The organism is Paraburkholderia sp. SIMBA_054, assembly GCF_046534875.1.
Taxonomy (GTDB): domain Bacteria; phylum Pseudomonadota; class Gammaproteobacteria; order Burkholderiales; family Burkholderiaceae; genus Paraburkholderia; species Paraburkholderia hospita.
On record NZ_JAWRXV010000023.1, the window covers coordinates 13481 to 26097 of the forward strand.

The 12617-nt window shown below is 63.3% G+C and carries 10 protein-coding genes and 1 pseudogene; 8 read left to right on the forward strand and 3 right to left on the reverse strand.

Annotated features, from left to right (window positions below):
* Positions 1 to 104 precede the first annotated feature (104 nt).
* The 6 genes and pseudogenes from SB822_RS26270 (at position 105) to SB822_RS26295 (ending at position 6461) form a co-directional block, all read left to right on the forward strand.
* A complete protein-coding gene (locus SB822_RS26270) occupies positions 105 to 785 on the forward strand; it encodes a GntR family transcriptional regulator (protein ID WP_007579388.1) in 681 nt (226 codons plus the stop codon).
* Positions 786 to 1384: 599 nt separating this feature from the next.
* Positions 1385 to 2335, forward strand: a pseudogene (locus SB822_RS26275) (PQQ-binding-like beta-propeller repeat protein); the annotation flags it as partial.
* Between the two features lie 104 nt (positions 2336 to 2439).
* Complete coding sequence (locus tag SB822_RS26280; RefSeq protein WP_410855985.1) at positions 2440 to 2979, forward strand: c-type cytochrome; 540 nt, start codon at positions 2440 to 2442, stop codon at positions 2977 to 2979.
* A gap of 16 nt (positions 2980 to 2995) precedes the next feature.
* A complete protein-coding gene (locus SB822_RS26285; protein ID WP_410855986.1) occupies positions 2996 to 3667 on the forward strand; it encodes an ankyrin repeat domain-containing protein in 672 nt (223 codons plus the stop codon).
* Positions 3668 to 4166: 499 nt separating this feature from the next.
* Positions 4167 to 5990, forward strand: a complete 1824-nt coding sequence (locus tag SB822_RS26290) for a S10 family serine carboxypeptidase-like protein (RefSeq protein ID WP_410855987.1) — start codon at positions 4167 to 4169, stop codon at positions 5988 to 5990.
* Positions 5991 to 6065: 75 nt separating this feature from the next.
* Positions 6066 to 6461: a 2-oxoglutarate dehydrogenase gene (locus SB822_RS26295; protein ID WP_079493570.1), complete on the forward strand. Its 396-nt coding sequence runs from the start codon at positions 6066 to 6068 to the stop codon at positions 6459 to 6461.
* Positions 6462 to 6531: 70 nt separating this feature from the next.
* Here SB822_RS26295 and SB822_RS26300 read toward each other — a convergent pair whose 3' ends face one another.
* The 3 genes from SB822_RS26300 to SB822_RS26310 all read right to left on the reverse strand — a co-directional run bounded on the left by SB822_RS26300 (position 6532) and on the right by SB822_RS26310 (position 9027).
* Positions 6532 to 7467, reverse strand: a complete 936-nt coding sequence (locus SB822_RS26300) for a histone deacetylase family protein (protein ID WP_086914755.1) — start codon at positions 7465 to 7467, stop codon at positions 6532 to 6534.
* A gap of 167 nt (positions 7468 to 7634) precedes the next feature.
* Positions 7635 to 8732 carry an AraC family transcriptional regulator gene (locus SB822_RS26305; protein ID WP_079493564.1) on the reverse strand — a complete coding sequence of 366 codons (1098 nt, stop codon included), beginning with the start codon at positions 8730 to 8732 and terminating at the stop codon, positions 7635 to 7637.
* A gap of 88 nt (positions 8733 to 8820) precedes the next feature.
* A complete protein-coding gene (locus SB822_RS26310; protein WP_114223395.1) occupies positions 8821 to 9027 on the reverse strand; it encodes a hypothetical protein in 207 nt (68 codons plus the stop codon).
* Here SB822_RS26310 and SB822_RS26315 point away from each other — a divergent pair.
* Together SB822_RS26315 and SB822_RS26320 are read left to right on the forward strand one after the other, a co-directional pair.
* Entirely contained in the window at positions 9026 to 10684 is a 1659-nt protein-coding gene (locus SB822_RS26315) for an AMP-binding protein (protein ID WP_410855988.1), read from the forward strand. The two genes, SB822_RS26310 and SB822_RS26315, sit on opposite strands and share 2 nt — an antisense overlap.
* 129 nt (positions 10685 to 10813) lie before the next feature.
* Positions 10814 to 12601: a SulP family inorganic anion transporter gene (locus SB822_RS26320; protein ID WP_007579401.1), complete on the forward strand. Its 1788-nt coding sequence runs from the start codon at positions 10814 to 10816 to the stop codon at positions 12599 to 12601.
* The last annotated feature ends 16 nt before the right edge of the window (positions 12602 to 12617 follow it).

Below are 12617 nucleotides of genomic sequence, written 5' to 3' on the forward strand. Positions count from 1 at the left end.
AACATCACGCAACAATGAACGCGTTTTATGCGCAATGAAGGACGGAAAACGGCTGGCGGTGAAGTATCATAGCGACTGTAACTTTGTCGGACGGGAAGACAATAATGTCGACTGATATCGGGTTGGTCCGACCTGAGACGCTGCGTCATCAGGTCGAAAACGTGCTGCGGCAGGCCATCATGAGCGGGCGCTTCGCGCCGGGCGCGCGTCTGATCGAGCGCGAACTGTGCGAGTCGCTCGGCGTGAGCCGTACCTCGGTACGCGAAGCGCTGCGCAAGCTCGAAGCGGAAAAGCTCGTGCGCAGCGTGCCGCACAAAGGCCCGATCGTCGCCGTGATCTCGCCGCAGGAGGCGAGCGAACTGTACGCGTTGCGCGGGCTGCTGGAAGGCTTCGCGGCGCACGAGTTCGCAAGGCTCGCCAGCGACGCCGCGATTGCGCAGTTCGGCGAGGCCGCGAAGGAACTGCGCACGCAGGCGACGGCGCAGGACCAGGCGGGCGTGCTCAAGGCCAAGACCGCGCTCTACGAGGTGCTGCTCGACAACTGCGGCAATGCGCTGGTTAAGGAGGTTCTCAATAGCCTCTATTCGCGGGTGAATCTGCTGCGCGCCACGTCGCTGATGCATCCTGACCGGCTGCCGAGCAGCCTGCGCGAAATCGACAAGCTCTACAAGGCGCTCAAGGCACGCGATGCCGACGAAGCCCAGGCACTCGCGCGCCTGCACGTGGCGAACGCGGAGAAAGCCGCGATGCGCATGCTCGGCGAGAGCGACGACGCGCAGGCCTGAGCCTTCCGGATGCGAAGCCGGACGCCGGCTTCGCATCTCTTCGATGCAATGCACAATGCGTGCGTCCACAAGCACGTTATAAAACCGGCACTACGCCGGTCCGTTCGTCAACGCGGCGCGAGCGGCCATCAATCCTCATACGTGAACCAACCTTCAGTTGCGCGGTAATGAGGCGCCAATGCGCTGCCGCGTGCCTGGTAAATCGGCATTGCTTCGTCTACGCTTAATTGAGCCAGACTTGAGGGCGAGAGTGAAGCTGTACTCGCGGAATCTGCGCAGCCGACCCGTCCCGACGAAGCAATCAAACGGTTCCAATTTCAAAGCTTTTGTTGTTTGAGAGGGGTTGCGCGACTGTGCCCGTCCACGCGTTGTCTACGCGCGGACAGCCGCCGCACTCCCGCGCTCGCAAGCTCGAACGATAAAAAGCCGAGAAGACGCTCATGGCCCCATCCCCGCGGTACCTCGCCGTCTTGATTCCCCTGCTGTTCGCCGCGCTCGCATCGCCCACCTCGCGAGCCGCCGACGAGGTGCAGAACACGCCCACCACCACCTCGGCGCCGATGCCGTCGACGTTTGGGCCCGTCAGTCAGGCGCAGCTCGACAGCGCCGCCGAAAAGAAGCAACTCGCGGATAAAGGCGGCGACTTCTACAAGACGCTTGGCGGCGGCGTGTGGATGACGCCCGCCATCGACCGCAAGACGCATACGGTGTTTTTCGTGGTCGGCAATCCGTCGCCGGATCTGTATGGCGCGATCCGACCGGGCGATAACCTCTATACGGACTCGCTCGTCGCCATCGATCTCGACACGGGCAAGTACAAATGGCATTACCAGTACGTGCCGCACGACGTGTGGGACCTCGACGCCGTCAGCCCGCCGATCCTGATCGACGTGCGCGACACGAACGGCAAGATGATTCCCGGCGTGATCCACGGTGGCAAGACGGGGCATATCTACGTGCATGATCGCGCAACAGGTCGCCTGATCCGTTTCTCGCAGGCGATGATTCCGCAGGAGAACATGTGGACGCTGCCGACCGCCGAGGGTGCGCGGATGCTGCCGGGTGCGAACGGCGGTGTCGAATGGTCGCCGATGGCGTTCGATCCGAAGACGCGCCTGGCCTACGCGGCCAACCTGCATCAACCGATGACCTATCAGGTCACGGATGCGCCGTATCCCGGCGGCAGCAAGCTGTGGCTAGGCGGTGCGTTCAAGGTGATTGCGTCCGAAGAGCAATGGGGCAAGCTGTCGGCTGTCAACGTCGACACGGGCAAGGTTGCGTGGGACTTCAAGACGGCGCAGCCGTTGATCGGCGGCGTGCTCGTAACAGGGGGCGGCCTCGTGTTCAACGGCGAAGGCAATGGGCTGTTCCGCGCGTTCGATGCAGCGACGGGCAAGAAGCTCTGGGAGTTCCAATGCGGTGCGGGCGTGAACGCGCCGGCCGTGTCGTATAGCGTGCGCGGCAAGCAGTATGTGGCCGTCGCGGCGGGCGGCAACACGCAACTGGACTTCAAACGCGGCAACACGGTGCTGGTCTTCGCGTTGCCGTGATGACGCGAACGGGGACGTCATCGCTCACCGCGCAGCGCGCAGCGCGTAGGGTCGCGCGCGTTTGCGCGGTGTTTTTCGCAGTGGTTCTTTGTGTGGGCGGCATCATGTGGCCGCTTGCCGACGCACGCGCCGACGCGGAAGCGGGCAAGACGAAGGCGCAGACCTGCGTGGCCTGTCACGGTCCGATGGGCAATTCAACCGATCCGCAGTATCCCGTGCTTGCTGGGCAGACCGCGCGTTACACATACCTTCAGTTGAAGGACTTCAAGGAAGGCCGCCGCAAGGACCCGCGCATGTCGCCGATGGCGGCGAAACTGTCGAAAGATGACATGCAGGATCTCGCCGACTATTTCGCCGCGCAGAAACCCGTGCCCGTCGATTTCAAGGCGGACGGCGTCGCCGTCGAAGCTGGGCGCAAGAAGTCGGCTGCGGAGCTTTGCACGATGTGCCACCTCGGCAACTTCACCGGACAGAACGAAATTCCGCGCGTGGCCGGGCAGCACTATCAGTACATCGTGAAGCAGCTGCAGGACTTCCGTTCCCGCACGCGCACCAACGATGCGGGAAACATGGGCAGCGTCGCGCGCAATCTGACTGACGACGATATCCGCAACCTCGCCAGTTACGTCGCGAATCTGCAGTAGCCTCGGGGAGACGAACATGTATCACGTCGTGCGGTATGGGGTGACCGCGTTGTTGATGGCCTGCGCGCTTTGGGCCGCGTCGGGCGCTGCGCTGCCTGCAGCAGCCGAAGAAGCGGGCGAGGTGAATCGCACGCTGCTCGCTGCCGCGAAAGACAGCGACCGCGCCAGCGTGATCGCGGCGCTCGATCGGGGCGCGGCCGTCGATGCGATGACGAGAATCGGCGACACCGCGTTGCTCACGGCATGCAAGAAGGGCGACGCCGAGATAGCGCGCGTGATGGTTGATCATGGCGCGAACGTGAAGCACGCGAATGCGTCCGGCGTCACGCCGCTGATGGCGGCCGCGTATGGCGGCTACGACGGCATCGCCGCGTTGCTGCTCGCGCGCGGCGCCGATCCGCTGGCGACGGATCGCGTCGGCAAGACCGCGATGGAATACGCGGCGGGACAGGGGCAAACGCAAGTGGTGAAGCAGTTGCTCGATACGGGCATCGACGTGAACCGCCGCTACAAGAATGATCTGACTGCGTTGATGTGGGCCGCGGGCTACGATCGCGCCGATACCGTGAAGCTGTTGCTCGCACGCGGTGCTGACGAATCGCTGAAAGACAATCGCGGCATGACGGCGAAGGATATCGCGGCGCAGACGCAATCGAATCAGGTGGCGAGTCTGTTGTCGGCGCATTAATTGCGGCGAAAGCGGTTCTTTATATGGTTCATCGAAATACATTCCGATTTACACGAAAAAGCGTAATTCGCCAATCCGGTTTATCGATTGCGCGATAAAACATTACGAGAATGATTTCGACGCGATTTTCTCGACCAGAAACAATGGATGCGAACGCAAGTTTCGATCCTATTCACCGCGCATAGCCTGTAAAAACGGGCCTTGACAAAGCCCCGCGCGACCTCCTATTTTTCCTCTGCCACCCTTCATTACCAAATCTTTCCAAAGCGGAAAGCATTAAAGAACCAGTACAACTTACCGGCATGGTTTCACGTTGCGTAATTAGCGATCCGAATTATTAGAATATTCAGCAACCTGTATTAATGCTGTTAGAAATAAGAAAGTTTAATGTCAGCCGCTGTGAGTGCCGACGAGTTCTGCACCGCTGTCTGTTTCCTATGCGCCTCACCGGCGAAGGCGGCCTTTGTGTAGCGGTAACTTACCTATCACAGGGACAGAAATGAAACCAGACCGTAGCATTAGCGGCAGCCGCCCGCGTCTGGGGCGGCTAGCCGCTTCAGGCGCGATGATTCTCGGGTTGCTGGTTCTCGCGGGATGTGGAGGAGGCGACAGCAGTCCCGCTTCGTCGGCGACGAGCGCGTTGAGCCAGGCGGCCGCGAATCCGCAAGCGCTCGCGCAACAGCAGGCGCAGCCGCAAGCGGCCAACAAGCCGTACACCGATCCGATTCCCTATTCGCCGCACGCGAACGACGGCCTGGCCGCATCGCAGGTCGCGGAGAAAGCGGCCGTGATGCACTACCAGTGGAAGTCGGGCAAGACGACGGTCAACTACACGACGACGACAGGCCACCTGACAGCAGCCGATGCAAACGGCAATCCGGAAGCCACGATGTCGTACGTTGCCTATACGGCGCCGGGTACGAAAGGCAACGCGCGCCCAGTGACCTTCGTCTATAACGGCGGTCCGGGTTCGTCGTCGATCTGGCTACGGCTCGGTTCGTTCGCGCCCACGCGTGTCGCGACGCCCGACCCGCTTCTCACCAACTGGCCGAACTACCCGCTCGTCGACAATGCGGAGAGCCTGATCGACACCACCGACATGGTGTTCATCGATCCGCCCGGCACGGGTCTATCGGAAGCGGTCCTGCCTTATACGAACAAGCAGTTCTGGGGCGTTGATTCTGACGTCAACATCATGCGCGATTTCATCATCCGCTATCTGGCGGCGAACAATCGCGGCGATTCGCCGATCTATCTCTACGGCGAATCGTACGGCACGCCGCGCACCGACATGCTTGCACTGGCGCTCGAAACGGCAGGCGTGCCGCTGACGGGTATCGTGCTGCAGTCTGCGATTCTCAACTACTTCGCCGACGCAATCGAGGCCGTGGCGATCTTTGGCACCAAGGAAGGACTGCAACTCGACACCGATACGCTCGCCGGTTACTACCCCGGCTATGCGGAGGTCGCGGCTTACTTCCATCAGGTGTCGCCGCCGCTGCTCAACCAAGGGCTGTTTGCGCTGCAATCGGAGATCTTCGCGACGGGCCAGTACAACCATTTCAGGCAGTACGCGGAGACATGGGTGCTGAGCCAGTTCGGACTTCCCGGTTACTTCGATCCGCCCGTGTATCCGGCGACGCGCACGCTGCAATCATGGGAGTGGCCGTCGAGCCTCACGCTGCATGCGCTGCAGGCTTACTTCGATCCCAACTCGTTTAACCTGGCGCTGGTTCCGGGCTCCACGATCGGCCGCTACGATGGGCGCGTGTCGCTGCCCAATTCGGACCCGCGTCTGCAGACGGATGGCGACCCGTCGGACATCCTGATCTCGCAGCCGTTCACGACGGCGCTCGCGACGCAAATGCCGGACTATCTCGGCTACACGGCGCCGAACGCGACGTATATGCCGCTGAACGACGAGATCATCGAGGTATGGGACTTCTCGCACGACGGCCAGGCGCTGCCCGACACGCTGCCTGATCTGCTCGGCGCGATTACGCTCAATCCGAAGCTCAAGGTGCTCGCCGAGAACGGCTTTCACGATCTCGCCACGCCGTTCTTCAAGACGGAAAAGGACCTGGCGCGTCTGCAAACGGTGCGCGGCCTGAATCCGGATCTGCAAGTGAACTTCTTCCAGGGCGGGCATATGATTTATCTGGACGACGTGGCGCGTCCGAAGATGAAGAGCGATCTGGTGGACTACTACAGCGGCCAGCCGATTCCGCTCGCGCTGTCGCTGTGGACGTTGCCGGCGCCGTGGCGCGACGAAAACCCGGCGGGGACGCCGACCTCCACCGCACAGGCTGCGGCGACGCAGTAGGGTCAATGGAACAGGTCCCCGTCCGGCACTGTTCCGTGCGGGGACTCCCACCTCATTTATTCAGGGCGAGTGATCATGTCTTCAATCGATAGGTTGTCGCGCATTCTTCCCATCATCGTCGTTCTCGGCGCCGCGATGGGTAGCGCGCATGCAGCGACGCAGGCCGTTGCGCCTGTTACGCTGCCAAAGGGCGGCCATGGCGTCGACGGTCCGTTCTTCCCGACCAACCGCGTAGCCGCTGTTACGCCCTCCACAGGGACGCAATTACAACAGCAGGCGCAACAGCGCATCGACGCGCGCATGGGCGCCAATTCAGTGCTGGGCAATGGTGCTTCGATCACGAAAGCGCAGGCGCAGAGCAGCGGTCTTGGTTTTATCGCAAAGCACTTCGATCAGATCGACACCGCGCATTCGGGGCGGGTGTCGTTGAATGACGTCAAGCAGTATTTGCAGCAGCAACAGGGGCAATGAAAAAAGCCCGCGCATCGGCTGATGTCGATGCGCGGGCTGTCCTTGCACATTCCAGACGCAGCGTCGCGGCTCAAGTCCCCATCAACGCGCGCACATGCGCGCGCGTACCGCCCGACAGCCCCTCCATGCTGTATCCGCCTTCGAGTATCGACACCACGCGCCCCTCGCAGGTCTCGTCGGCGATGCGTACCAGTTCGCGCGTGATCCAGTGGAAGTCGTCATCGTCGAGACGCAACGCGGCGAGCGGATCGAGCCGATGCGCGTCGAAGCCCGCTGAAATAATGATCAGTTCAGGACGAAACTCGCGCACGGCGGGCAGCATATCGGCCTCGATGCGCGAACGGAACAGATCCGAATCGCAACCCGGCGGCAGCGGCACGTTGAGGATGTTGTGGCTCACGCCTGTTTCGGCCGACTTGCCCGTGCCGGGATAGAGCGGCGATTGATGACTCGATGCATAGAAGAGTTCCGGCCGGTCATAAAACGCGGCCTGCGTGCCGTTGCCGTGATGGACGTCGAAATCGACGACGGCCACGCGCTCCAGTTTATGCACGTCATAGGCATACGCAGCCGCGATGGCCGCCTGATTGAAGATGCAAAAACCCATCGCCTTGCCTGGCTCCGCATGGTGCCCGCATGGACGCGTCGCGCAGAACACGTTGCGCGCGTCCTTGTTGAGCACGGCATCGACCCCCGCGCACGCCGCGCCGACGCAGCGCATGACGGCTTCCCACGAACCCGGCGACATGACGGTATCGCCGCCGTCGAGCGGCATATAGCCGTGCTTGGGCGCGATGTCCACCACTTCGTCGATGAAGTCCTGGCTGTGAATGAGCTGCACCTGTTCGAGCGTGCCCATCGGCGCGTCGCGCCATTCGAGCGCGGCGAACTCGGGCGAGCGCAGCGTTTGCAGCACGGTCTTCAGCCGTTCCGGCGATTCGGGATGATGCGGGCCGGGCTGATGATTCAGACAGGCGGCGTGCGTGTAGACGAGGGTGGGCGGCATCGGGTGCTGATGCCCGGAAGGCCGGGCATCGTCTCCTTGGTGTGGATGTTTTCGAATGAGGAGAAGGCGCTGTGTAGCGCTAGCGGCTCCGGAGTATTCGTCAAGTGTAAGGTCGCGGCTTTCGCGTCGAACAATAAAACAAACTTTGGCAGGCCATAGACGTTCGTTTATGGAAGCGCCGCGCCGCGATCGCGCCGGACGTCGTTCGGCGTCTTGCCCGTCCAGCGCTTGAACGCGTGGCGAAAGCTCACGGCGTCGCTGAAACCCAGCGTCACGGCGATGTCTTCGATGCTGAGCGTGGTCGTGCTCAGATAGTCGACGGCGAGTGCCTTGCGCACGCCCGTCAATAGCTCGCTATACGACGCGCCTTCCGCTTCGAGCTTGCGGCGAAGCGTGCGCGACGTCATGCACAGACTCTCCGCGATCTGTTCGATGTCCGGGAATTTGCCGGGCGTGCGCGTGAGTTCCTGATAGACGCGCCGTGTGACGCCTGCCTGCCAGCGGAATTGCTCCACCAGCCGCGCGCATTGCGTCGAGACTTGCGCAGCCGTGATCGGATTGGCGAGTTGCGGCGCGCGTGATAGCCACGCGGCGGGGTAACTCAACAGGTTCTGCGGCTGGTCGAAGGCGAGCGGGCATTCCAGCACGTCCGAGAGCATCGCCGCATGCGGCGGTTGCGCCTGCGTGAACAGCGCGCGCGCCGGCACACACCATGCGCCCATCACGTCCTTGATGACCGTCACGTGCACAGCAAACTGCAGGTCGATCAGGAAGCGATACAGTGGCTCGCCGATGTCGGGCATACGTACTTCGTCGCGATTCGGGAAGACCCACGATGCCGCGTCGTCGTGCTCGAACCAGCGGATGTCGAGCATGCCGTTGGCGAGCTGATGGTATTTGACTGCGGTATCGAAGGTCTGTGCGAGCGCTTCCGAGCACAGCAACGCATAGCCGTACATGCCATAGCTCGATGCATGCAAACGGCAGCCGACACGCACGCCGAGATCAGGTCGCTCGCACAGACGAACAGCATTGCCGGCGGCCGTCAGAAATTGCAGCGACGAAGTCAGCGTGAAAGGGTTGGCGACAGCCCCGGCGTCGAGCTCCGTGCCTGCCAGCACGGCATTCGCGTCGATGCCGGCTTCCGAGGTCACGTCGAGCAGCGCGACGAGCTTGGACGGCGCAAAGCGCTTTTCACGCCATCCGATGACGGATGGCGCGTGCTGATGGGTTGCCGCCGCTTGCGCGGGCGCGCGTTGCTGCATACGTGAGTGAGTCCTGTGTCCGAAAAGATACCGATGACGTGCCCGGAATTCTGCGCCCGAACGCATCGGCTCGCCATAGGGTTCACCCTTATTCATCTTGCTGATGCCATGCGCAAACACGCATGAATGGCGGATAGCGTCTCTGCCGGGGGCGAAGCAGCTTGTCCGTTGCGATCACCATTTCGGCCTCGCCGATCATTTGCATCCGGCCGTCCGCGCGCGATAGTTCAACCTGCATAAAAGATCGATCAGGAGACAGCGTGGACGACAGCCACATCAGCACCCGCCATTGCATGAAACCGTCCGTGGAAAGCCACGCCAGCAAACGACACTGGATCGCATCGTACGGCTCGATCCCTGCCGAGATCGATGCCGACCGCTATCCGTCCATCAACGCAATGCTGGAAGGCGCAATGCGTCAGTTTGCGGCCAGGCCCGCGTTCCGCGCGTTCGGCCACACGTTGACTTATGCGGACATCGACCGCTTGTCGTCGGCATTCGCCGCGTACTTGCAGAAGGTGGCGGGCGTCGGCAAGGGCGACCGCGTGGCCGTGATGCTGCCGAACCTGCTGGCGTTTCCCATCGCGTTCATCGCCATCGCGCGGATCGGCGCGGTGCAGGTCAACGTCAATCCGCTCTACACGGCGCGCGAACTGGAGCACCAACTGAACGACGCGGGCGTCGAAACGATCGTCGTGTTCGACGGCTCGACGCGCACGCTGGCTGAAGTCGTCAACCGCACGAAGATCAGGACGGTGATCACGGCAGGCGCCGGCGACGGCAGCGGCGCCACGCTTCCCGGACCCGCCGCCGACGTGACGTTGCACAACGCGCTCACGCTGCCGCAAGCGCTCGCGCAAGGCGAGCGGCTTGCCGCCGATCCCGTCGACGTCAACGGCAGCGATCTGCTCTTTCTGCAATACACGGGCGGCACGACGGGGCTATCGAAAGGCGCCGCGCTGTCGCATCGCAATCTGGTTGCGAACATCGAGCAGTTCAAAGCATTCATGCCCGATTCGCTGCGCCCTGGCGTTGAGGTCGTCGTCACGGCGATCCCGCTTTATCACATCTTCGCGCTGACGGTGAACTTCCTCACGTACTTCTCCGTCGGCGCGGAGAACTGGCTCGTGGTGAACCCGCGCGAAGTCGAGCCGTTCATCGACGTGCTGAAGGCCGCCCGTCCGACCATCTTCGTCGGCGTCAACACGCTGTATGCGGGGCTGGCGGCGCATCCGCGTCTCGCGGAAGTGGACTGGTCGCGGCTCAGGCTGTCCGCGGGCGGCGGGGCGGCCGTGATCGATATCGTGTCCGAGCGCTGGAAGTCCGTGACGGGCAGCTTCATCCGCGAGGGCTATGGGTTGTCGGAGACCTCGCCCGTGGTGTCGTTCAACCCGCAGTTCATCGACGGCTTCACGGGCAACACGGGCCTGCCCGTGCCTTCCACCGACGTCAAGCTGCTCGACGACGACAACCGCGAAGCGGGCGTCGGCGAGGCGGGCGAAATCTGCGTCAAAGGCCCGCAGGTGATGTGCGGCTACTGGCAGCAGCCCGAGGCCAACGAGCGTGCTTTCACAGCGGATGGCTACTTCCGCACCGGCGACGTCGGCGTATTCGACGACAAGGGCTTTCTGAAGATCGTCGATCGCAAGAAGGACATGGTGATCGTCTCCGGCTTCAACGTTTACCCGAACGAAGTGGAAGCGGTAGCGACTGCGTATCCGGGCGTCGCCGAATGCGCGTGTATCGGCGTGCCCGATGAAAAGACGGGCGAGGCAGTCAAGCTGTTCGTCGTCACCGCGCCGGGCGCCGACGTGACCCAGCAGGCGCTGATCGCGCATTGCCGCGCGAGCATGGCGGCGTACAAGGTGCCCAAGGCCATTCACTTCGTCGATGCATTGCCGAAGTCGACGGTCGGCAAGATACTTCGTCGCGAGTTGCGCCGCGTCGAATGACGCGCGGATTGCACCGACCCCATCTGCGGGCATAAGCTGGTTCATGTGACATGCGGTAGCCGCAGGGCGACAGGCGCCTCGCGGCCGCATATTCAACGTGAAGCGCTTCTTTACTCGAGAGGGCGGGCGATGAGCCGAGCGACCAGCGGTCCCGAGCATGCCGACTCCCGCCGCCCTCATCCGTTGCTGCGCCGCGTGCCGGGCATCGCGACGCTGCGCACGTATCGGCGCACGTGGCTCTCGCACGATCTGATCGCGGGCATCGTGCTCACCACGGTGCTCGTGCCCGCCGGGCTCGGCTACGCGGAAGCAGCGCGCTTGCCGGCCATCACGGGGCTATACGCGACGATCGCGGCGATCGTCGCGTATGCGGCGTTCGGCCCGAGCCGCGTTCTCGTGCTCGGACCCGACTCGGCGCTGGCGGCGCTGATCGCGTCGATCGTGCTGCCGATGGCAGGTGCGCGCCCGGAGCAGGTGCTCGCGCTGGCGGGCATGCTGGCGATCCTGTCGGGCGTGTTCTGCATCGCGGTCGGCGTGTGCCGTCTCGGCTTTCTCACCGACCTGCTGTCGAAGCCGATCCGCCAGGGCTATCTGAACGGCGTCGCGCTGACGGTCATCATCAGCCAGGCGCCGAAGCTGCTCGGCTTCGACGTCAAGGGCAGCAACCTGTTGCAGGAAGCGGCCGGTCTGGTGCGCGGCGTAGTGGACGGCAAGCTGAACGAGGTGACGTGCGTGATCGGCGCCGCGTGCCTGCTGGTGATTCTCGCGTGCAAGCGCTGGATGCCCGTGGTGCCGGGGATACTCGTCGCCGTCGTCGGCGCGACGCTTGCCGTCGCGTTGCTCGACCTGGACGCGCGAGCGGGCGTGGCCGTGGTCGGCGACGTGCCGCAGGGTTTGCCCGTGCCGTCGTTCCCCTCCGTTTCATTCGATCAGATCGTCGCGCTGGTGCCCGGCGCGATCGCCATCGGGCTGATTTCGCTCGCGGATATCAGCGTGCTGTCGCGCGTGTTTGCGGAACGCAGCGGCGAACGCGTCGACCGCGATCAGGAACTGGTCGCGCTCGGCGCGGCCAACATCGCCGCGGGACTGTTCCAGGGCTTCCCCGTGACGAGCAGTGCGTCGCGCACGCCCGTCGCCGAATCGGCGGGCGCGAAAACGCAGCTTACGGGGATCGTCGCCGCGCTGTGCGTAGCCGCCTTGCTGATCTTCGCGCCGACGCTGCTGCGCTCGCTGCCGGTCGCCGCGCTCGGCGCCGTGGTCGTCGCGGCGGGCCTGGGGCTGTTCGAAGTGAGGGACGTGGTCCGCACGTTGCGCCTGCGTCGCAGCGAGTTCACGCAATCGATGGCGTGCTTTGCTTGCGTCGCTTTGATCGGTCCGATCCAGGGCATCTTCATTGCCGTGGGACTGGCGCTGATGGCCTTCGTCTGGCGCGCGTGGCGGCCTTACGATGCCGTGCTCGGCCGCGTCGATGGACGCAAGGGCTACCACGATATTTCGCGGCATCCCGCAGCGCGGACCATTCCGGGGCTGGTGCTGTACCGCTGGGATGCGCCGCTCTTCTTCGCGAATGCCGAGATCTTTCGCGACCATGTGCAACGCGCGATCGAAACGGCGGCCACGCCCGCCAACTGGGTCGTCGTCGCAGCCGAGCCGATCACGGACGTCGACGTCACGGCCAGCGAAATTCTGCGCGAGTTTCATGCGAGTCTGCGCGAGCGGCGTATCGAACTGTGTTTTGCCGAGATGAAGGGGCCGGTGAAGGACATGCTGCGGCGCTACGGCCTGTTCGACACAATGGGCGAGCAGCATTTCTTCCCGACGACGGGTGTGGCCGTGGATGCGTATCTGGAGCAGCACGATGTCGAATGGCGCGACTGGGAAGACGACGCCGACGCGCAGCAAAAAGGCAAGCCGTGACGGGCGAAAGCAGCGC

Bases quoted from the DNA above. Each gene is read 5' to 3' on its own strand.
- SB822_RS26270 (WP_007579388.1), top strand. From the start codon at position 105: ATGTCGACTGATATCGGGTTGGTCCGACCTGAGACGCTGCGTCATCAG.
- SB822_RS26280 (WP_410855985.1), top strand. From the start codon at position 2,440: ATGTGGCCGCTTGCCGACGCACGCGCCGACGCGGAAGCGGGCAAGACG.
- SB822_RS26285 (WP_410855986.1), top strand. From the start codon at position 2,996: ATGTATCACGTCGTGCGGTATGGGGTGACCGCGTTGTTGATGGCCTGC.
- SB822_RS26290 (WP_410855987.1), top strand. From the start codon at position 4,167: ATGAAACCAGACCGTAGCATTAGCGGCAGCCGCCCGCGTCTGGGGCGG.
- SB822_RS26295 (WP_079493570.1), top strand. From the start codon at position 6,066: ATGTCTTCAATCGATAGGTTGTCGCGCATTCTTCCCATCATCGTCGTT.
- SB822_RS26300 (WP_086914755.1), bottom strand. From the start codon at position 7,467: ATGCCGCCCACCCTCGTCTACACGCACGCCGCCTGTCTGAATCATCAG.
- SB822_RS26305 (WP_079493564.1), bottom strand. From the start codon at position 8,732: ATGCAGCAACGCGCGCCCGCGCAAGCGGCGGCAACCCATCAGCACGCG.
- SB822_RS26315 (WP_410855988.1), top strand. From the start codon at position 9,026: ATGAAACCGTCCGTGGAAAGCCACGCCAGCAAACGACACTGGATCGCA.
- SB822_RS26310 (WP_114223395.1), bottom strand. From the start codon at position 9,027: ATGCAATGGCGGGTGCTGATGTGGCTGTCGTCCACGCTGTCTCCTGAT.
- SB822_RS26320 (WP_007579401.1), top strand. From the start codon at position 10,814: ATGAGCCGAGCGACCAGCGGTCCCGAGCATGCCGACTCCCGCCGCCCT.